A 20,005-nucleotide genomic window follows, 5' to 3' on the forward strand; every position below is an offset into this window, starting at 1 on the left:
CATGACCACCACGGCCCACCGGGGAGCCCGCTGGATCGAGCGCTGGGAGCCCGAGGACGAAGGCTTCTGGGAGGCCACCGGGAAGAAGATCGCCCGCCGCAACCTCTGGTTCTCCGTGTTCGCCGAGCACATCGGGTTCTCGATCTGGACCCTGTGGTCGGTGGTCGTGCTGTTCATGGGCCCGAAGTACGGCTTCTCGGCCGCGGACAAGTTCCTGCTGGTGTCCACACCGACGCTGGTCGGCGCGCTCATGCGGCTGCCCTACACCTTCGCCGTGGCGAAGTTCGGCGGTCGCAATTGGACAGTCGTCAGCGCGCTCCTGCTGCTCGTCCCGACGGTGCTCACGGCGATCGTGCTGCACCCCGGCACGTCACTCGGCACGTTCCTGGTGATGGCGGCGCTGGGCGGGGTCGGCGGCGGCAACTTCGCGTCGTCGATGACCAACATCAACACCTTCTACCCCGAGCGGCTCAAGGGCTGGGCGCTCGGCCTCAACGCCGGCGGCGGGAACCTCGGCGTGGCGGTGATCCAGCTCGTCGGGCTGTTCGTGATCGCCGTGGCCGGCGCGACCGTGCCGCGGCTGGTGCTTTACATCTACATTCCGCTGATCGTGATCGCGGCCGTGTGCGCGGCGCTGTTCATGGACAACCTCGCCACCGTCCGCGGTGACAAGAAGGCGATGCGCGAAGTCGTCCGGCACGGTCACACCTGGGTGATGTCGCTGCTGTACGTCGGCACATTCGGCTCGTTCATCGGCTACAGCTTCGCGTTCGGGCTGGTGCTGCAGAACCAGTTCGGCCGGACGCCGTTGCAGGCCGCCGCGGTGACGTTCCTCGGCCCGCTGCTCGGCTCGTTGTCCCGCCCGCTCGGCGGACGGCTGTCGGACCGGATCGGCGGCGCCCGGGTCACCTTCGCGACGTTCGCCGCGATGGCGCTGGCCACGGTGGTGCTGATCCTGGCTTCGTCGGCGAACTCGCTGGCGCTGTTCACGGTCGCGTTCATCGTGCTGTTCGTCCTGACCGGGATCGGCAACGGCTCGACGTACAAGATGATCCCGGCGATCTTCCAGGTCAAGGCCAGGGCGGCGATCGACGCGGGCGCCGACGGGACGGCCGAGCTGCTCAAGGCGCGCCGCCTGTCCGGCGCGCTGATCGGGTTGGCCGGGGCGATCGGCGCGCTGGGCGGGCTGTTCATCAACCTCGCCTTCCGCCAGTCCTTCGCCGACGCGCACAGCGGGGTGCCCGCGTTCGTCGCGTTCCTGGTGTTCTACGCGGTGTGCGTGGCCGTCACCTGGGCCGCCTACCTGCGCAAGCCCGCGACGCAGGCGAAACCGGCGCTGGCCGGGGCCCAGGTCTGATGCGCACCCTGGTGGTCGCCGGGCACGGCATGGTCGCGCACCGGCTCGTCGAGGCGGTGCGCGCGGCGGACACGGCCGGGTTGTGGCGGGTCGTCGTGCTCGCCGAGGAGCCGCGGCCGGCGTACGACCGGGTCGCGCTGACATCCTATGTGGACACCTGGGACCCGGCGGCACTGGCGCTGCCCGGCTCCGACTACGCCAGTGACGACGCGGTCGAGCTGCGGCTGGGCGACGCGGTGACGTCGGTGGACCGGGCCGCGAAGACCGTCACCACCGCATCGGGGCGCACACAGGCCTACGACGCGCTGGTGCTGGCCACCGGGTCACGGCCGTTTGTGCCGCCGGTGCCGGGCCGGGACTTGCCGGGTGTGTTCGTCTACCGGACCATCGAGGACCTCGACGCCATCCGCGAAGCCGCGTCCCGCCCCGGCCGGGGACGCCGGTCCGCCGTGGTGATCGGCGGTGGCTTGCTCGGTCTGGAAGCGGCGAAAGCGTTACGTGACATGGGCTTGTCGCCACACGTCGTCGAGATGGCGCCGCGGCTCATGCCGTTGCAGGTGGACGAGGGCGGTGGCGCGTTGCTGCGGCGGCTGATCGCGCGGCTCGACGTGACCGTCCACACGGGAACGTCCACGGACGTCATCGAGGCGGACGGCTCCCGGTTGTTGGCGAAGCTGGGCAACGGGACCGAGCTGGACGTCGACCTCGTGGTGTTCTCCGCCGGGGTCCGGCCCCGTGATGACCTGGCGCGCGAGTCCGGCCTGGCGGTCGGCGGGCGCGGCGGCGTGCTGGTCGACGCGGAGTGCCGGACCAGCGACCCGGCGGTGTACGCGATCGGGGAGTGCGCGGCCGTCGAGGACCGGGTGTACGGCATCGTCGCGCCGGGTTATGCGATGGCCGAGGTGGTCGCGGCCGGGCTGACCGGTGACAGCGCGACGTTCCCGGTGCCGGACACGTCGACCAAGCTCAAGCTGATGGGCGTGGACGTCGCGAGTTTCGGCGACGCCCACGCGGCCACTGAGGGCGCGCTGGAGGTCGCGGTCAACGACGCGGTGACCGGCACGTACAAGAAGCTCGTGGTCACCGACGACGGCAAAACGCTGCTCGGCGGCGTGCTGGTAGGTGACGCTGCGGAGTACAACACGCTGCGAGCCCTCGTCGGCCGGACGCTGCCTGCCGAGCCCGGCGCGCTGCTGGCCCCGGCCGGCGGGGCCGCGTCGGTGGGGGTCGACGCGCTGCCGGACGAGGCGTTGATCTGTTCGTGCAACGGCGTTTCCAAGGGCCGGCTGACGCGGGCGATCACCGCGGACGGCTGCGATTCGGTCGGCAAGCTGAAGACGTGCACTCGCGCGGGCACCTCGTGCGGCTCCTGCGTGCCGATGCTGACGAAGCTGCTGAACGCTTGCGGGGTCGAGCAGTCCAAGGCGTTGTGTGAGCACTTCGGACAGTCGCGGGCCGAGATGTTCGAGATCATCCGGGCCACGCGCATGACCACGTTCAGCGAGGTCATCACGCGGTACGGCACGGGCACCGGTTGCGCGGTCTGCAAGCCGGCCGTCGCGTCGATCCTGGCCACACTCGGCAACGGCCACATCCTCGGCGGCGAGCAGGCGACGCTGCAGGACACCAACGACAAGTTCCTCGCCAACATGCAGCGCAACGGCAGTTACTCCGTCGTGCCGCGGATCCCCGGCGGGGAGATCACACCGGACAAGCTCATGGCGATCGCCCAGGTGGCGCAGGATTTCGGGCTGTACACCAAGATCACCGGCGGCCAGCGGATCGACCTGTTCGGCGCGACCGTGGACCAGCTGCCGGAGATCTGGCGGCGGCTGGTGGACGCCGGGTTCGAGTCCGGGCACGCGTACGGCAAGGCGTTGCGGACGGTCAAGTCGTGCGTCGGGTCCACCTGGTGCCGCTACGGCGTGCAGGACAGTGTGGCGCTGGCGATCGAGCTGGAGCTGCGGTACCGCGGGCTGCGCTCGCCGCACAAGATCAAGTCCGGTGTGTCCGGGTGCGCGCGGGAATGCGCGGAGGCGCGGAGCAAGGACTTCGGCGTGATCGCGACGGAGCAGGGCTGGAACCTGTACGTCGGCGGCAACGGCGGGGCGACGCCGCGGCACGCCGAGCTGCTGTTGTCCGATGTGGACACCGAGACGCTGGTGCGGACGATCGACCGGTTCCTGATGTTCTACGTGCGCACGGCCGACCGGCTGCAGCGCACGGCGCCGTGGATCGAAGAGATGGACGGCGGCCTCGACCACCTGCGCGCGGTGATCGTGGACGACCGCCTCGGCATCTGCGAGGACCTGGACGCGGCGATGGCCAAGCACGTCGAGGGCTACACCGACGAATGGCGCGGGGTGCTGGAGGATCCGGAGAAACTGGGGCGGTTCAGCTCGTTCGTGAACGCGCCGGGCACGCCGGACCCGTCGATCTCGTTCCGCGAGGAGCGCGCGCAGAAGGTGCCCGTGATGCTGGGCGTGCCGGAGGTCAGGCGATGACGGTGTCGATCGAGCGGACCTGGACCGCGGTGTGCCCGGCTTCGGCGGTCCCGGAGTTCTCGGGAGTCGCGGCGCTGGTGGACGGTGACCAGGTGGCCGTGTTCCATGTGGACGGAGAACGGTGGTACGCATTGTCCAATTGGGACCCGTGCAGCGGGGCGGCGGTGCTCTCACGCGGCATCGTCGGTGACGCCGGGGGAGTCCCGGTGGTCGCGTCGCCGGTGTACAAGGACCGGTTCGAGCTGACCACCGGACGCTGTCTGGACGACGAAAACGTGACGGTGGCGGTGTATCCGATCCGGGTGCGCTCAGGTGTGGTCGAGGTGGGCTCACCGTGACGGACGTGCTTCCGCTGGCCGGGTTCGTGGTCGGTATCACCGCGGCGCGCCGGGCTGAAGAGCTCGGCGCGCTGCTGGTGCGTAAGGGGGCGGAGATCCGGTACGGGCCGGCGATCCGGATCGTGCCATTGGCCGACGACACCGAGCTGCACGAGGCGACGTTGCGGCTACTGAAGTCCTCGGTGGACTCGGTGGTGGCGACGACCGGCATCGGCTTCCGCGGCTGGGTGGAGGCCGCCGAGGGCTGGGGGCTCGGCGAGGCGTTGCTGGAGTGCCTTTCGCACTCGGCCCTGCTGGCGCGCGGCCCGAAGGCGACCGGCGCGTTACGCGCGGCTGGGCTTTCGGAGGACTACTCGCCGGCGTCGGAAAGCAACGCCGAGGTGCTGGAGCACCTGCTGGAGTCCGGTGTGAATGGACAGTCGATCGCGGTGCAGCTGCACGGAGAGCCGCTGCCGTACTTTGTGGACACCCTGCGCGCGGCGGGCGCGGAGGTGATCGAGATCCCGGTGTACCGCTGGGTCGGCCCCGCGGACCCGGCGCCGCTGGACCGGTTGCTGGACGCCGTGCTGGACGGCACCGTGGACGCGCTGCCGTTCACGAGCGCGCCGGCGGTGGCGTCGGCGCTGGCCATGGCCCGGCGGACCGGGCGGCTGTCCGCGCTGGTGGACGCGCTGTCGTCCCGGGTGGTGGTCGCGTGCGTCGGCCCGATCACGGCGGGACCGCTCGCCGCGCTGGGCGTGCCGACGGTGCAGCCACAGCGTTCCCGCATCGGCGCGCTGGCCCGGACCGTCTCGGAGGCGCTGGTGTCCCGCTCGCCGCGGCTGTCCGCCGCCGGGCACGCCATCGAACTCCGCGGCCAGGCCGCCATCGTCGACGGCGAATGGTGCGACGTCGCCCCGGCTCCCATGGCGCTGTTGCGTGCGCTGGCCCGCTCGCCGGGCCGGGTCGTCTCCCGTCGCGAGCTGTGTTCCTCGCTGCCCGGCGGCGGTGAGGAACACGCGGTGGAGACGGCGATCGGGCGTCTGCGCACCTCCCTCGGCGGTGGCGGCGTGGTGCAGACGGTGGTGAAGCGCGGCTATCGGCTGGCAGTGGACTCGTGAGTGTTTATGACGGTTAGAACCGTCATAAACACTCACGAGCCCTAAACCCAGGTCACCGCATAGGTGCCGTACCCACGAGCCGCAGCCACCAGCGCAGCTTCGTCCTCGGCCGCCGTGCGGTCCGCGGGCCGGAGTGGGATGAACGGCGCGATCGTCAAGGTCAGGCGCTTGCCCGCGGCCTTGGCGCGCCAGGTGCCCAGTAGTTCGCCGTCGACGAGCAGGGCGCCGGGGCTGCCGAGGATCTTCCAGACCTCCTTCGCGTACGCCTTGTCCGGGACCAGTACAGCCTTGTCGCGCGCCTGCGTGAACGGGTCCCACGGCGGCAACAGCCGGACCAGTGACGGCGAGGGCGGGTTCTCCAGCGCCGAGACCCGGTCCGCGGGCAGGAAGGCACGGCGACCGTCGACCCGGACCTCGGCCAGGTCGTCGGGCCAGGTCTGCTTGAGCACGCTCTTCGCCGTGCCCGCGAAACCCGCCGCGTCGCCCTGGGCCGCGGGGCCGTTCAGGCGCAGGTACCGCTCCAGCACCCGGGACGCGGCCGCCGGATCCGCGTGGGTCGAGACCCGGCCGCGGTCTTCCAACGGCGCCAGCGTCGCCGGGGACTGGCCGGCTTCCAGGCGGACGCCGCCGTGCAGCGCGGCGACGCGCATGAGCTGCTCGTAGACGTGCGTGGCCTGGCAGCCCCGGCACGCGTAGGAGAACGAGTCCGGCAGCAGCTTCGTCACCGCGGTGCTCGCGGCGCCCTTCGACGTCGTCTTCGTCACGACCTTGCGCAGCGCCCGCGCCGTGGTGAAGAGAACGTCCACTGCGGACAGTCCGGTGGCCTGTAGTTCCTTCTGCTGCCACAACATCCGGGCCAGCGCATCCGCCTCGTCCAGTGGGACCAGCGACGCGACCAGCTCCGGCAGGTCCGCGCGCCGGTGGAAGTGCGGCGCGCCGCGGTGCGACCACACCAGCGCGAGCCGGGGGTCGTCGGCCAGCGTCGTCGGGACCACCGGCCCGGCCGAGCGCGCCGCGAGACCGAGCAACGCCGTGTCGCGCATACTGTCCTGGAGGCCGAGGTCGAACACGGCCAGCGACAGCGGGTCACCCGCGCCGCGGTGCAGGCCGTGTTCGGCGATCCGGTACGCCATGACCTGCTTGCGCGACACGTCGAGCACGTCGGGCCCCTTTCCGCTCAGAGCCGGTAGTCGAAGGTGTAGGACATGGCCGGTTCGCCCATCACGCCGTCCACCGAGCCCGTCCCGGTGAGCCCGGCCAGCTCACCGGTCGCGGAGCCGGGCACGACCTCGAACTTCGACTGGATGCCCTTCGGGTCGAAGCCGACTTCGTGCCGCACGACAAAGGTGCCGCGACGGCCGTTGACACTGCCGTCGAAGCGCTCGTAGCCGGGCGACGTCGTGTCGCCGCCGTCGTAGCCCTCACCTGCGTAGTACAGCAGGTAATCGCAGATCGACTCACCCTCGATGACGCCGCTGTACGCCATCGTGGCGTGGGCGTACGCCACCCGAGGCTGTCCTTCGGCGCCGCTGGCGAGGTGTTCTTCCCAGTTCTTCATGGTGAACGAGTTCATGAGACCTACTCAATCAGCCATACCTGTCAGCTTGTGTCAGGTTTTTCGGTCATACTCGAATCCATGCGCGCCAGCCGGCTCCTCTCCGTCCTCCTGCTGCTGCAGAACCGCGGCCGGATGACGGCCGACGAGCTGGCGGCCGAGCTCGAGGTGTCCGTGCGCACCGTGTACCGCGACATCGAGGCGCTTTCGGCGTCCGGCGTCCCGGTGTACGCGGACCGCGGCCGCACCGGCGGTTACCAGCTCGTCGACGGCTATCGCACCCGCCTGACCGGGCTGACCGAGGAGGAGGCGCAGTCCCTCTCGCTCGCCGGGCTGCCGACGGCGGCCGCTGAGCTGGGGCTCGGCACGGTGCTCGCGGCGGCCCAGCTCAAGCTGCACGCGGCGCTCCCGAAGGAGCTGCGCAGCCGCGCGGGCCGTGTCGCCGAGCGGTTCTACCTGGACGTGCCCGGCTGGCACCGCGGCATCGAAAGCCTGCCGCAGCTTTCGGCCGTCGCCGACGCGGTGTGGTCGGCGCACCGCATCCGGATCCGGTACGAGCGCTGGGGCCGTCAGGTGGTCGAGCGGGTGCTGGAGCCGTTGGGCCTGATCCTCAAGGCGGGCAACTGGTATCTCGCCGGCCGCTGCGAAGGCGCCGACCGGACTTACCGCGTTTCCCGGGTCCTGGAGCTGGAAGACCTGGGCGAGCCGTTCGAGCGGCCGTCGGACTTCGACCTCGCGGCCTACTGGCAGGAATGGTCCGCGCAGTTCGAAAAGCGGATGTACCCGACGGCCGCGAAGGTGCGGCTGTCGTCGCGCGCGCAGTCTCTCGTACCGTTCTACTTGGGCAGTGTCGGCGCGCGGGCGCTGCGTGAGGCCGTCGACGGCGGTGCGGAGCCCGACGACGGCGGCTGGCTCACGTTGGACCTGCCGGTCGAGCCGGGCGAGCCCGCGATCGGCGAGCTGCTGCGGTTCGGGCCGCACTTGGAAGTGCTTGAACCGGCGGACCTGCGGACGCGGCTCGCGAAGGCGATCGAGGAGATGGGCGCGGTGTATGGGTGAGCTGGACGGGGTGCGGATCGGGGTCACGGCCGAACGGCGGGCCGACGACCTGATCGCGGCCCTCGCCCGGGCCGGCGCCGAAGTCCGGCACGCCCCGACGATCACCATCGTCCCGCTGCCCGACGACCCGCAGCTGCGTGAGGGCACGGAAGACGTGCTGGCCGAGCCGGTCGACTTCACCGCCGTGACGACCGGCGCGGGCTTCCGCGGCTGGCTCTCGGCCGCCGAGGACTGGGGCCTGCGTCAGCCGCTGCTGGACGCTTTCGGCGCGTCGCGGATCTTCGCCCGCGGCCCGAAGGCGGTCGGCGCGCTGCGCGGCGCGGGGCTGCGCGAGGACTTTTCGGCGCCGGGGGAGAGCAACGCCGAGCTGTTCGGCGGCCTGGTGGACGCGGGGGTCGCGGGCGCGCGCGTCGCCGTCCAGCTGCACGGCACGCCGCTGCCGGAGTACACGAAGCTGCTCACCGACGCGGGCGCGTCACTGGTCACCGTGCAGCCCTACCGCTGGCACTCGCCGCCGAACACCAAGCCGGTCTTCTCACTGATCCACGACGTCCTGTCCGGCGAGGTCGACGCCATCGCGTTCACCAGCGCCCCGGCGGCGGCGAACTTCCTGGCGCTGGCCGCCGAGTACGGCCGTCGCGAGGAGCTGCTGACGGTCCTGCGCCGTGGCGACGTCGTGTGCGCCTGCGTCGGGCCGGTCACGGCGGCGCCGCTGGAGGACGCCGGGGTCCGGACGTTGCAGCCGGAACGCCAGCGTCTCGGCGCGTTGGTGAAGCTGCTGGTCACCAGGTTGGGGCAGCAGGGGCCACAAAGCTGAGCGAGGACCTGCCTCGGGACCGATCTGCCGTCACTGTGCTGCCACCATTGCGTCGCTGCCACCATTGCGTCGTCGCGGCCACCGGTGGGGACCCGGCCGGTGCGAATGGGTCCTCAGCCGCCGGCTGCCGCGCCACCACGAGCCGTCGCCGCGGTCCGCCTGCGCCGCCAGCTCAGCAGCACCGCCACCACGGCGAACAATTGCAGTTCTGTCGAGAGCCCTGGCAAGTCGGCGGAGGCACCGGCGCCCGCCATGCCGTCGCGGCGGATGGTGCCGGTCGCATCGCCGGCCGGGCCCAGCATCGAGTACTCGCGGCCGGCGAAGGCGCTCTGGCGGAATTGGACGTCCCGGCCCGTGAGGTGCGGGCTCAACCGACGCCGCACCCGGTCCGTGCTCGCCAGGACCTCGTCGTTTTCGGCGAGCAGGTCGTAAACGCCGCTGAAGCGGTGCTTGCGCACGCGGTACCCGGTGCCGTCGATGCTGCCCCGCCTCAGGGCCAGCTCCGGCAGCTGCCGCCCGTCCTGGGTGACTTCGTACCGGTGGCCAGGCAGATTGGCCCTCTTCACTCGTAACATGCCCATGGGAAAGCACGCCCCGGGGGAGGGCCGATCCGTCCGAAGTGGACTCATTCCGGCGACCGAGGCCATCGTGCGCCGCAGGTAAGGCGCCGTTTCCCGCTCCCCGACGCCGCCGCGTTCCAGCAGCCCGTGCTCGCGAGTCTCGCCCCCGGCGACCACCTGCCGATGCCCGTGGAACCGGCCATCGCGTTGCGCGGCGGACGCCACGTCCTCGCCTGCGGCAGCATCGGCGTCGGGCTGCACCAGGCCACCCTGCTCGGCATCCACCGCGCCCTCGCCCCCGGCCGGCCGTCACCGAGGCGATTGCCGCGCCACCCTCAGCCCCAGCCACGTCATCGACGAGCGCTTCTCCCCCGCGTGCGTAACCGCCGCGCGGGACGCCGGGTACCCCGTGACGACCCGTTCTGCCGACGATCCCACCCTGCCCCGCGGTTTCTGGGCCGCCATCACCACCGACCCGGACACCGGCACCCGCACCGGCGCGCGGATCCCTTACGGTCGAGGTCCCGTGCGCGCGATCTCGGTGCCGGGTTTGAAAACTGCGTTACCCACTCGGGAGGTTCCAGCGATGGCGGTGTCCGGCGGTTCGGTGCGGTCGATCGACTTGTTCAGCAACGAGGTACTGGCGGATCCGTACCCCGCTTACCGGTTGTTGCGTGACGCCGGTCCCGCTGTCTACTTGGAACGCATCGACGCGTGGGTGCTCGCGCGGGATGCTTCAGTGCGTACTGCGCTCACCGATTGGGAGACTTTTTCCTCGGCGGCCGGCATTGCCCTGACCGACGGGGTGAACCAGGCGCTGAAGGGGATGGTGCTCGCTTCGGACCCGCCGGAACACGATCAGCTCCGTGCGGTGATGAGTGAGCGGCTGGCTCCTCGTGTCCTCGGCGGCTTCCGTGGCAGTGTGCGTGAGCAGGCGGACATCATGGTCCGCGATCTGGTCTACCGACGTTCGTTCGACGCGGTGGACGATCTGGCCCGTGCGTTCCCCGTGGCTGTGCTGCTGGATCTGATCGGACTGCCCGAGGACGGGCGGGACCAGGTACTACGCTGGGCCGACGGAGCGTTCAACGCTTTCGGCCCGGACAACGAACGCCTTCGCCAGGCCCTGCCCGTCAGCCGGCACAAGATCGACTACCTGGCGTCCGTGGTGGCATCCGGCCGGTTGACTCCCGGGAGCATCGGGCACGGCATCTACGAGGCGGCCGAACGCGGCGAGATCAGCCACGAGTCGTGCGTCAACCTGCTGGCGGCGCTGGTCGATGCCGGGCTCGACACGACGATCAACGCGATGTCGAACGTGGCGCTGCTGTTCAGCGAACATCCGGAGCAATGGGAGCGCCTGCGCGCGGATCGGACCCGGATCCCGGCGGCGTTCAACGAAATCCTGCGGTTGGAGACTCCGGTGCAGGCGTTCGCGCGCGGGGTGACCACCGACTACGACCTGGACGGGGTGACCTTGCCCGCTGGGGCACGGGCGCTTCTGCTCTACGGCTCGGCCAACCGCGACGAGCGAGCGTGGACCGAACCGGAGAAGTTCGACATCGGCCGCGACGCCTCCCAGCACCTCGCCTTCGGCCGCGGGATCCACGTCTGCGCCGGGCAGGGTCTCGCCCGCCTGGAAGCCCATGCGTTGCTCTCGGCCCTGCTGGAGCACGTCGCGCGTTTCGAGACGGGCGAACCGGAACGACGGCTGAACAACACAGTCCGCGGGCTGAGCCACCTCCCGACGACGGTGACTCCGGCCTGAACCGGCGCTGGTCAGGCGCGCTGAGCCGCTTCCACATTCGCGCGGCCCACGGCTTCCTCGCTCATCCCCTGGCGCCAGTACCCGGTGAAGCAGATCGCGCGCTTGTCGAAGCCTCGCTCGCGCACCAGGTGACGGCGAAGCAGCTTCACCACGCCCGCCTCGCCGGAAATCCAGGCGTACGGCGCGCCGCCGGGGAGGTTGGCGGCCCGGACGGCGTCTACCAGGGCATCGCCGTGGGGACGGCTGTTGTTGACCACCCAATGCAGCTCCACGGCGCCGCGGGTGTCGAACGTCTGGCGCTCCTCACGATCCGGGACCTCGACGTACACGACCGCGCGCGTCGAGGCGGGTAGCGACTCGAGGATCGCGCCGATGGCGGGCAACGCCGTCTGGTCGCCCGCCAGCAGCTGCCAGCCGGTGTCGTCGGGCACGTCGTACAGGCCGTGGGGACCGAGGAACGCGACTGTGTCACCGACTCCGGCCCGCGCCGCCCACGCGGACGCCGGGCCACCGTCGTCCTCGTGCAGCACGAAGTCGACGTCCACCTCGCCGGTGTCCGGGCGGGCGGCGCGCACGGTGTACGTGCGCATCGGCGGCCGGACGTCGTCGGGCATCGCCAGGTAGCTGCCGCGGTACCAGGAGGACACCTCGCCGTTCACCGGCGGCGGCAGCTGGGGCTCGGCTTCGCAGGGGAGAGGGAAGAAGACCTTCATGTACGCGTCGGGCGCGACCGGCCCGGCGGACGCGAGGCCCGGGGCGGCGAACGTGATCCTGGCCATGTGCGGCGTCAGCCGGCGGACCGCGGTGACCCGGCCGCGGTGGTAGTTCATTCCCATTAGGTCAGGCTAACCTACTGTGCTGTTCGTTTTAGTGATCCGACGGCAGCCACGGCGGAAACGGTTCCGACGAGTGGGTCGGCTGCAGACCGTATCCGCCTGCTTTCGGTCGGATCACTAAAACAATCCGGCCGGGCCATCCTCCTCGTCGACGCCGTCCGGGCGCCAGCGGTACTTGCGCAGGTCGACGCGCGGGCCGTCGGCGAGCACGCCTTCGCCACGCAGGAGCTCCAGCTGTTCGTGCGCCAGGTGGGGCGCCGGAGTGCCGTTCGCGCGCAGGATCCGCTGCCACGGCAGGTCGTGGCCGTCTTCCGCGAGGACCCGGCCGACCAGCCGGGGTGAAGGCGCGCCCGAAAGCGCCGCGATGTCCCCGTACGTCGCGACGGTCCCCGCGGGCACGTCGGTGATCACCGCGCGGATCCGCTCGTGCAGTTCGTCGTCCATAACCGCGCACTCTGCCGCACCACACCGACACTCTGTCGGACAACACCGTGCCGCACCGGCCCGCCAAGTGCGTGCCGGTGCGCCACCCCCGCGAGGAGGCATGGTTCCATCGCTGGTGTGAACGGGCGGAGAACGGCGCAGGGGCAGGCGCGACTGGTGCGCCCGCCCGCCGTCGGCACGCCTTCGTTCACCTGGGACGCAGGCGCCCGGCGGGTCCTCGCGGCGCCCGGCGGCTTCGTGCGGGTGCTCGGCGGGCCGGGCACCGGGAAGACGTCGCTGCTCGCTTCCGCGGCGGCGCGGCGGATCGCCGACGGCGCGGACCCGGAGAGCGTGCTCGTGCTGACCACGTCGCGCAAGGCCGCGGACGCGCTGCGTGCCGACATCACCCGGCGGCTCACCGCCGATCCCGACCAGACCTCGCCGCTGCCGCGCACGGTGAGTGAACCGCTCGTGCGCACTGTGCACTCGTACGCGTTCTCCCTGCTGCGCCTGGAGGCGCGCGCCGAAGAGCTGCCCGCGCCACGGCTGCTGGCCGGCGCCGAGCAGGACGTCGTCGTGCGCGAGCTGCTGGAGGGCGACCTGGAGTCGGGCGCGCTCGACTGGCCCGAGCAGCTGCGCCCGGCGCTGGTCGTGCCCGGGTTCGCCGAGGAGCTGCGCGACCTGCTGATGCGCGCGGCCGAGCGTGGCCTCGGGCCCGAAGACCTCGAAGAGCTGGGGCACCGCAAGGACCGCGAGGAGTGGGTGGCCGCCGGGCGGTTCTGGGCGCAGTACGAGGAGGTCACGCAGCTGCAGGGCGCGGGCGGAAACGCGCTGGGCGTCCGCAGTGCGCCCGCGCTCGACGCCGCCGAGCTGGTCACGTCCGCGCTGCTCGCGCTGGAGGACGACGACGAGCTGCGCGACCGTGAGCGCGCCCGCGTGCGGCACCTGTTCGTCGACGACGCGCATCACCTCGACCCGCTGCAGAGCCAGCTGATCCGGCTGATCGGGCACACCGCGGCGGAGTTCGTGGTGGCCGGGGACCCGGACCAGTCCGTGTTCTCCTTCCGTGGCGCCGACCCGCGCCTGTTCGCCGACGCGGACACCGACGGCGACCGGACCGTGACGCTGACGACCTCGCACCGGCTCGCCCCGACCGTGCGCGAGGCCGTGGCCCGGCTCGGCGCCACGCTGCCCGGCGCGTCCCAGCATCGGAAACTCGTTACGCCACAAGGTAAACGCGGCGGCAAGGTGCGGGTGCGGCTGATGCCGACCCCGGCCGCCGAGGCCAGCTGGATCGCCGACCAGCTCCGCCGGGCGCACCTCGTCGACGGGGTGCCGTGGTCGGAGATGGCCGTGCTGGTGCGCTCGCCCGCGCGGACTTTCCTGGTGCTGCAACGGGCTCTGCGCGCGGCGGGCGTGCCGATCGGCTCGGCGACCGAGGAGCTGCCGCTGGCCCGGCACTCCGCCGTCCGCCCGCTGCTCGCCGTGCTGCGGATCGCCGCCGAGCCGGAACTGCTCGACGTCGACCTCGCCGAGATGCTGCTGTCGTCCGCGCTCGGCGGCGCGGACCCGCTGGCGCTGAGGCGGCTGCGACGCGGCCTGCGCCGGCTGGAGCTGGCCGGCGGCGGGCAGCGCTCAAGCGACGAACTGCTCGTGGAAGCCCTGCGCGGCGGCGACATCCTGGCCGGGCTCGCCGACGCGGAGTCGTTGCCCGTGCGGCGCGTCGGCTCGCTGCTGAGCGTCACGAACCAGGCGGTGCAACGTGGTGACGGCGTCGAGCAGGTGCTGTGGGAGCTGTGGCAGGCCAGCGGGCTGCAGGAACGGCTGCTGCGGATGGTCGAGCGCGGCGGCTCGCTGGGCGCGCAGGCGGACCGTGACCTCGACGCCGTAGTGGCGCTGTTCGACTCGGCCGGCCGATATGTCGACCGGCTGCCGCGCGCGAGCGTCGCGGCGTTCGCCGATTACCTGTCTTCACAGAACATCGCGGGTGACACGCTCGCGCCCGCCGCGATCCCGGGCGACGGCGTCTCGCTGCTCACCGCGCACGCTTCGGCCGGTCGCGAGTGGACAGTGGTCGCCGTCGCCGGGGTGCAGGAGGGCGCGTGGCCGGACCTGCGGCTGCGCGGCTCGCTGCTGGGGGTGGAACGGCTCGTCGACCTGCTGTCCGGAGTGGACGACAACGACAAGGTGTCCGCCATCGCGCCGATCCTCGCCGAGGAGCGGCGGCTGTTCTACCTGGCCGCCAGCCGTGCGCGCCGGACGCTGCTGGTCACCGCCGTCGCCGGGGAGGACGAGCAGCCGTCGCGGTTCCTCGACGACCTGGAGGAGAACGGCGCCGACGACGGCGCGCTCGACTCGCGCATGAAACCGGCCGGCCGGTCGCTCGTGCTGGCCGAGCTGGTCGGCGAGCTGCGCGAAGTGGTCTGCGACGACAAGTCCGAGCCCGAGCGCCGGGCCCGCGCGGCGAAGCAGCTGGCGCGGCTGGCGAACGCCGGGGTCCCCGGCGCGCACCCGAGCACCTGGTACGGCCTGCTGCCGCCGTCCACCGACCGGCCCGTGCACGGGCCCGGCGACCTGATGCGGATCTCACCGTCCACAGTGGAGATCCTGGTGAAGTGCCCGCTGCGCTGGCTGATCGAGCGCCACGGCGGCAGCGACCCGGCGCAGCTCGCCGCCGTCACGGGCACGCTGGTGCACGGCCTCGCGCAGGCCGTCGCGGGCGGCAGCACCGAGGACCAGATCCAGGCGGCGCTCGACGACGCGTGGGTGCGCGTGGACGCCGGCGCCCCGTGGTTCTCCCGCCGCGAGCGCGGCCGGGTGGAGAAGATGCTGCGCAACTTCGTCACCTGGCTGGAGACCAGCCGCCGGGAGCTGATCGAGGCCGGGGTCGAGCAGGACATCGAGGTCGAGCTGCCGATGGGCGACGACGAGGTGCGGGTGATGCTGCGCGGGCGCGTCGACCGGGTCGAACTCGACAAGGACGGCCGCCCGGTGATCGTCGACATCAAGACCGGCAAGGTGCCCGTGTCCGCCTCCGATGCCGAGAAGCACCCGCAGCTCGCGGCGTACCAGCTGGCCGTGCTGCTCGGCGCGATCGAGGGCAAGAACACCCCCGGCGGCGCGAGGCTGGTGTACGTCGCGAAGTCCAACAAGCAGACCGGCTCGACCCAGCGCGACCAGCTGCCGCTCGACGAGGACGGCGGCAAGCAGTGGCTCGAACTGGTGCGCTCGGCGGCGAACGCCGCGGCCGGGCCGGACTACCAGGCCAGCGAGAACCCGGACTGCGACCGCTGCCCGGCACGCGGCTGCTGCCCGCTGCGCCCGGAGGGCAGGCAGGTGACCGGTCCGTGAGCCCGTTGCTGATCGCGAACCCGGTGGAGCCGGCGGAGATCGCCGACGCGCTGGGGCTGCACCGCCCGACGCCGGAGCAGGCGACCGTGATCGCGTCACCCGTGGAGCCGTCGCTGGTGGTCGCGGGCGCCGGCGCGGGCAAGACCGAGACGATGGCCGCGCGGGTGGTCTGGCTGGTGACCAACGGGATCGTCAGCCCGGAGCGCGTGCTCGGCCTGACGTTCACGCGCAAGGCCGCGCGGCAGCTCGGCGAGCGCGTGCGGGCGCGGCTGCGGCGGCTGGCCGGGTCCGGGCTGCTGGAACGGCTCGACCCGACGGGCGGGCTGCGCGCCACCGTCGTCGCCGGTGAGCCGACAGTGCTGACTTACCACGCGTACGCCGGCCGCCTGCTGAGCGAGCACGGGCTGCGGCTGCCGGTGCAGCCCGGCGTGCGGCTGCTTTCGGAGACGTCCTCGTGGCAGCTGGCGCACCGCGTGGTGTCCACATGGGACAACGACCTGGAGACCGACCGGGTGCCGTCCTCGGTCACCGCGCAGCTGCTCGCGCTGGCCGGGGAGCTGGGCGAGCACCTGGTGTCCACCGAGCGGCTGGGCGAGTACACGTCGTGGCTGTGCGACGTGATCGAGAACGCGCCGCGTGCGAAGGGCCAGCGGGCCTCGCTGCCGGTGAAGCTCACGGAAGTGATGGCGGCGCAACGGTTCCGGCTCGAACTGCTGCCGCTCGTCGAGGCGTACCACCGGCGCAAGCGGGCCGAGGGCGCGCTCGACTTCGCCGACCAGATGTCGCTGGCGGCGCAGCTCGCCGACCATTATCCGGCCGTGGTGACCGGCGAGCGGGAGCGTTACGGCGCTGTGCTGCTCGACGAGTACCAGGACACCGGCCACGCCCAGCGCGTGCTGCTGCGGTCGCTGTTCGGCGGTGGCGGGCACCGGCCGATGCCGGTCACCGCGGTCGGCGACCCGGCGCAGGCGATCTACGGCTGGCGCGGGGCGAGCGCGGCCAACCTGCCGCGGTTCACCACGGACTTCCCCAGGCACAGTTTTTCGGAGGACAGCGGGGAAAGGCTGGAGCCCGCGCACGAATTCGGGCTGCTGACGAGCTTCCGGAACCCTCCCGAGATTCTGGAGCTGGCCAACGCCGTGGCCGAGCCGCTGCGGGCGCGCGGGCTGGGCGTGGAGCGGCTGCGGGCGCGTGAGGGCGCCGGGCCGGCGGACATCGCCGTCTCGCTGCAGCCGGACGTGCGCGCCGAGCGCGAGTGGGTCGCGGACGCGCTGGCCCGGCGCTGGTTCGCGGAGAAGGAGGAGTCCGGCAAGCCGCCGACCGCGGCCGTGCTGGTGCGCCGCCGCGCGGACATGGCGCCGATCGCGAGTGAGCTGCGGATGCGCGGGCTGCCCGTGGAGGTCGTCGGCCTCGGCGGGCTGCTGGACGAGCCGGAGGTCGCCGACCTGGTCAGCACGCTGCGGGTGCTGGCCGACCCGCTCGCGGGCAGCGCGGCCGCGCGGCTGCTGACCGGGGCGCGCTGGCGGCTCGCGGCGGCGGACCTCGCGGCGTTGTGGCGGCGGGCCAACGAACTCTCGTCGCCGGCGCCGTCTGGTGGCTCGGGCGAGGAGCCGACGCTGGTCATGGAACGCGCCGAGCAGGCGGGGCTGATCGACGCCGTTGACGAACCGGGCTCACCCGAGCGCTACTCCGAGGACGGGTACCGGCGGATCCGGCGCGTCGGCGCCGAGCTGGCGGCGCTGCGGCGGCGGCTGGACCAGTCGCTGCCCGAGCTGGTCGCCGACGTCGAGCGGACGCTGCTGCTGGACGTCGAGTCGCTGGCCCGGCCGGGCTCGGCGGGGCGGGCGCACCTGGACGCGTTCGCCGAGGTCGTCACCGACTACGCCGAGACGGCGCCGACCGCCACCCTGCTGTCCTTTGTGGACTACCTGAACACCGCCGCGCACGCGGAGGACGGCCTCACCCCCGGTGAGGTCGAGGTCGTGCCGGACCGCGTGCAGGTGCTGACCGTCCACTCGGCGAAGGGCCTGGAATGGGAGGTCGTCGCCGTCCCGCACCTGGTGGCCGACGTGTTCCCGAGCAAGCGGCGCTCGTCCTCGTGGCTGCGGACGTCGACGGCGTTGCCGGCGATCCTGCGCGGTGACTCGGCGGACCTGCCGGAGCTGCGCGTCTCCGACGGTTTCGACCGCAAGGAAGTCCAGGAGGCGCTTGAACTGCACGAGGCGGGCTTCGTCGAACGGGAGGCCGACGAGGAGCGGCGGCTGTGTTACGTCGCGCTGACCCGGTCCGAGCGCGCCCTGATCGTCTCCGGGCATTGGTGGAACGAGAGCAGCACCCGGGCCAAGGGGCCGTCGGTCTTCCTGACCGACATCGCGGAGGTGCTGCGCGCCTCGGACCCGCCGATCGGCTCGCTCGCGTCGTGGGCCGACGAGCCGGCCGCGGACGAGGAGAACCCGCTGGTCGCGGACTCCCGGACCGGCCGCTGGCCGCTGGACCCGCTGGGCGACCGGCGGACCGGGGTGTCGACGGGGGTGGAGCTGGTCTTCGCGGAGATGGCCGCCGCGCCGCCGGAGCCGGACCCGGCCACCGCCACCGCCACCGCCACCGCCGATGCCGCCGCGCCGGTGGCCGCGCCGGTTTCCGCTCCGGCCGAAACCGCGGTCGAGACGGCCGGGGCGGCCCCGGACGAAGAGTGGCCGCTGCCGCCGGAGCCGGAGGAGTTCGAGGATTCGTTCTCCGAGGAGGACGAACCGTTCGAAGAGTCCGATGAGGACCTTTCCGACGAGGTCGACCCGGAGGACCCGGACGGCTGGGCGTCGGACACCGACGTCCTGCTCGCCGAGCGCGCCCGGGCACGGGCCACAGTGGACCGGGTGGTGCTCCCGTCGCAGCTGTCGGTGAGCCAGCTGGTGGAGCTGGCGGCCGACGCGGACGCGCTCGCGCAACGGCTGCGTCGTCCGCTTCCGTTGGCGCCCAACAGTTTCGCCCGCCGCGGCACGGCGTTCCACGGCTGGCTGGAGCAGCGCTTCTCCGGTGATCGCCTGCTGGAGATCGACGACCTGCCCGGTGCCGCGGACTTCGGCGAGGCCCCGGACAGCGACTTCGAGGAGCTGCAGGCGGCCTTCGAACGCAGCGAGTGGGCCGAGCGCGTCCCGCTGGCCGTCGAGATCCCGTTCTCGGCCGACGTGGAGGGCATCACCGTCCGCGGCCGGATGGACGCCGTGTACGCCGACGCCGACGGCGGCTGGACCGTGGTGGACTGGAAGACCGGCGGTGTGCCGTCCACCGAGCGGCTGCCCGCGCTCGCCGTGCAGCTGGCCGCGTACCGGCTCGCGTGGGCGGCGCTCAAGGGCGTGCCGGTCGAGCGGGTGCGCGCGGCCTTCCACTACGTCCGCCACGACCACACGCTGCGGCCGGCGGACCTGCTGGACGCGGAAGGCCTGCGTGACCTGCTGCGAAACGTGCCCTCGGAGTAGTCCGGAGGGCTTATCCTGGCCGCGTGATCAATGGTGGGCACGTCATCGTCTACAGCCGCGACGCGGAAGCGGACCGGGCCTTCTTCCGGGACGTGCTGGAGTTCCCGCACGTGGACGTGGGAGGCGGCTGGCTGATCTTCAAGCTCCCGCCGAGCGAGGTCGCCGTGCATCCCGCGGAGGGCCCGGAGACGCAGGAGCTTTACCTGATGTGTGACGACGTCGACGCGACCGTGGCCGACCTGGTCGCGAAGGGCGTCGAGTTCACCCAGCCGGTCACCAACGCGGGCTGGGGCAGGCTGACCAGGTTGCGCCTGCCGGGTGGCGGCGAGGTGGGCCTGTACGAGCCCCGCCACGAGCGAGCCACGGAGCTGTAAGGCCTCCCGTGGGTTCGGGTCAGCCGCGGTCGCGGACCGTCAGCGCCCACCGGACCAGCGGCCACTGCACCGGCAGCCGCAGCCAGGCGATGGCGCGGTCGCGGGCCGGGCGGCCGCGGCGCTGGTAGTCGAGCGCCATCTTCACGTTGCCCGGGAACACGCCGACGAACAGCAGCGCCGCCGCGAGACCGCCGAGACGGCGGGTGCGCGGCGCGACGATGCCCGCCGCCACGCCCAGCTCGGCGACCCCCGAGCCGTAGGTCCAGGCACGGCGCGTGCCGGGCAGCTCCTTCGGGACCAGTGCGTCGAACGGCTTCGGGCGCAGGAAGTGCAGGGCGCCGGACGTCGCCAGCAGGCCGGCGAGGAGGTAGGCGGGCCGCTGCGAACCGCGGGAGTCGGGCATGTCCCCACCCTGCCACAGCGACGGGTGTGCGGCGGGTGGCCTTGGGCTAGGCTCGCCTGCGTGAGTGACGCCGAACACCCGCGG

At 72.3% G+C, this 20,005-nt stretch carries 16 protein-coding genes; 10 read left to right on the forward strand and 6 right to left on the reverse strand.

The window, feature by feature from the left end; all coding sequences use genetic code 11:
• Position 1 precedes the first annotated feature (1 nt).
• From OG943_RS42865 to OG943_RS42880, 4 genes are read left to right on the forward strand one after another with little or no spacing between them, the layout of a single operon-like run.
• Positions 2-1,357: a nitrate/nitrite transporter gene (locus OG943_RS42865; protein ID WP_328606588.1), complete on the forward strand. Its 1,356-nt coding sequence runs from the start codon at positions 2-4 to the stop codon at positions 1,355-1,357.
• On the forward strand, positions 1,357-3,861 hold the full coding sequence (nirB, locus tag OG943_RS42870; protein WP_328606589.1) for a nitrite reductase large subunit NirB: 2,505 nt from the start codon (positions 1,357-1,359) through the stop codon (positions 3,859-3,861). The genes OG943_RS42865 and nirB overlap by 1 nt, the downstream gene beginning before the upstream one ends.
• Positions 3,858-4,199, forward strand: coding sequence for a nitrite reductase small subunit NirD (nirD, locus tag OG943_RS42875; protein ID WP_328606590.1), 342 nt, complete (start codon positions 3,858-3,860; stop codon positions 4,197-4,199). Before nirB ends, nirD begins: the two co-directional genes overlap by 4 nt.
• A complete protein-coding gene (locus OG943_RS42880; protein ID WP_328606591.1) occupies positions 4,196-5,299 on the forward strand; it encodes a uroporphyrinogen-III synthase in 1,104 nt (367 codons plus the stop codon). The genes nirD and OG943_RS42880 overlap by 4 nt, the downstream gene beginning before the upstream one ends.
• Positions 5,300-5,340: 41 nt before the next feature.
• Here the strand turns inward: OG943_RS42880 and OG943_RS42885 are convergent, their stop codons facing one another.
• Positions 5,341-6,459 carry a winged helix DNA-binding domain-containing protein gene (locus OG943_RS42885; protein ID WP_328606592.1) on the reverse strand — a complete coding sequence of 373 codons (1,119 nt, stop codon included), beginning with the start codon at positions 6,457-6,459 and terminating at the stop codon, positions 5,341-5,343.
• Positions 6,460-6,476: 17 nt separating this feature from the next.
• Complete coding sequence (locus OG943_RS42890) at positions 6,477-6,872, reverse strand: DUF3224 domain-containing protein (RefSeq protein WP_328606593.1); 396 nt, start codon at positions 6,870-6,872, stop codon at positions 6,477-6,479.
• A 63-nt stretch (positions 6,873-6,935) separates the two neighbouring features.
• On the opposite strand from OG943_RS42890, the gene OG943_RS42895 reads away from it, so the two are divergent.
• A complete protein-coding gene (locus tag OG943_RS42895; RefSeq protein ID WP_328606594.1) occupies positions 6,936-7,913 on the forward strand; it encodes a helix-turn-helix transcriptional regulator in 978 nt (325 codons plus the stop codon).
• Positions 7,906-8,730: a uroporphyrinogen-III synthase gene (locus OG943_RS42900; RefSeq protein ID WP_328606595.1), complete on the forward strand. Its 825-nt coding sequence runs from the start codon at positions 7,906-7,908 to the stop codon at positions 8,728-8,730. The genes OG943_RS42895 and OG943_RS42900 overlap by 8 nt, the downstream gene beginning before the upstream one ends.
• A 113-nt stretch (positions 8,731-8,843) precedes the next feature.
• Here the strand turns inward: OG943_RS42900 and OG943_RS42905 are convergent, their stop codons facing one another.
• On the reverse strand, positions 8,844-9,575 hold the full coding sequence (locus OG943_RS42905) for a hypothetical protein (protein ID WP_328606596.1): 732 nt from the start codon (positions 9,573-9,575) through the stop codon (positions 8,844-8,846).
• A 301-nt stretch (positions 9,576-9,876) separates the two neighbouring features.
• Here OG943_RS42905 and OG943_RS42910 point away from each other — a divergent pair, with 301 nt between their 5' ends.
• On the forward strand, positions 9,877-11,058 hold the full coding sequence (locus tag OG943_RS42910) for a cytochrome P450 (protein WP_328606597.1): 1,182 nt from the start codon (positions 9,877-9,879) through the stop codon (positions 11,056-11,058).
• 11 nt (positions 11,059-11,069) lie between these two features.
• Here OG943_RS42910 and OG943_RS42915 read toward each other — a convergent pair whose 3' ends face one another.
• Complete coding sequence (locus OG943_RS42915; protein ID WP_328612324.1) at positions 11,070-11,888, reverse strand: siderophore-interacting protein; 819 nt, start codon at positions 11,886-11,888, stop codon at positions 11,070-11,072.
• A 123-nt stretch (positions 11,889-12,011) separates the two neighbouring features.
• Positions 12,012-12,338: an MGMT family protein gene (locus OG943_RS42920; protein WP_328606598.1), complete on the reverse strand. Its 327-nt coding sequence runs from the start codon at positions 12,336-12,338 to the stop codon at positions 12,012-12,014.
• Between the two features lie 117 nt (positions 12,339-12,455).
• Between OG943_RS42920 and OG943_RS42925 the strand changes: the two genes are divergently transcribed.
• From OG943_RS42925 to OG943_RS42935, 3 genes are read left to right on the forward strand one after another with little or no spacing between them, the layout of a single operon-like run.
• Positions 12,456-15,668: an ATP-dependent helicase gene (locus tag OG943_RS42925; protein WP_442874650.1), complete on the forward strand. Its 3,213-nt coding sequence runs from the start codon at positions 12,456-12,458 to the stop codon at positions 15,666-15,668.
• Positions 15,665-19,144 carry an ATP-dependent helicase gene (locus OG943_RS42930; protein ID WP_328606599.1) on the forward strand — a complete coding sequence of 1,160 codons (3,480 nt, stop codon included), beginning with the start codon at positions 15,665-15,667 and terminating at the stop codon, positions 19,142-19,144. The genes OG943_RS42925 and OG943_RS42930 overlap by 4 nt, the downstream gene beginning before the upstream one ends.
• Positions 19,145-19,167: 23 nt before the next feature.
• On the forward strand, positions 19,168-19,518 hold the full coding sequence (locus OG943_RS42935) for a VOC family protein (protein WP_328606600.1): 351 nt from the start codon (positions 19,168-19,170) through the stop codon (positions 19,516-19,518).
• A 19-nt stretch (positions 19,519-19,537) separates the two neighbouring features.
• Here OG943_RS42935 and OG943_RS42940 read toward each other — a convergent pair whose 3' ends face one another.
• Positions 19,538-19,921 (reverse strand): DoxX family protein, encoded by a 384-nt coding sequence (locus OG943_RS42940; RefSeq protein WP_328606601.1) that lies wholly within the window; start codon positions 19,919-19,921, stop codon positions 19,538-19,540.
• Between the last annotated feature and the right edge of the window lie 84 nt (positions 19,922-20,005).

This window comes from Amycolatopsis sp. NBC_00345 (assembly GCF_036116635.1).
Taxonomy (GTDB): domain Bacteria; phylum Actinomycetota; class Actinomycetes; order Mycobacteriales; family Pseudonocardiaceae; genus Amycolatopsis.

Excerpts from the sequence above, each read along its gene's own strand:
- OG943_RS42865 (WP_328606588.1), top strand. The coding sequence starts at position 2 with ATGACCACCACGGCCCACCGGGGAGCCCGCTGGATCGAGCGCTGGGAG.
- nirB (WP_328606589.1), top strand. The coding sequence starts at position 1,357 with ATGCGCACCCTGGTGGTCGCCGGGCACGGCATGGTCGCGCACCGGCTC.
- nirD (WP_328606590.1), top strand. The coding sequence starts at position 3,858 with ATGACGGTGTCGATCGAGCGGACCTGGACCGCGGTGTGCCCGGCTTCG.
- OG943_RS42890 (WP_328606593.1), bottom strand. The coding sequence starts at position 6,872 with ATGAACTCGTTCACCATGAAGAACTGGGAAGAACACCTCGCCAGCGGC.
- OG943_RS42895 (WP_328606594.1), top strand. The coding sequence starts at position 6,936 with ATGCGCGCCAGCCGGCTCCTCTCCGTCCTCCTGCTGCTGCAGAACCGC.
- OG943_RS42900 (WP_328606595.1), top strand. The coding sequence starts at position 7,906 with ATGGGTGAGCTGGACGGGGTGCGGATCGGGGTCACGGCCGAACGGCGG.
- OG943_RS42910 (WP_328606597.1), top strand. The coding sequence starts at position 9,877 with ATGGCGGTGTCCGGCGGTTCGGTGCGGTCGATCGACTTGTTCAGCAAC.
- OG943_RS42915 (WP_328612324.1), bottom strand. The coding sequence starts at position 11,888 with ATGAACTACCACCGCGGCCGGGTCACCGCGGTCCGCCGGCTGACGCCG.
- OG943_RS42920 (WP_328606598.1), bottom strand. The coding sequence starts at position 12,338 with ATGGACGACGAACTGCACGAGCGGATCCGCGCGGTGATCACCGACGTG.
- OG943_RS42940 (WP_328606601.1), bottom strand. The coding sequence starts at position 19,921 with ATGCCCGACTCCCGCGGTTCGCAGCGGCCCGCCTACCTCCTCGCCGGC.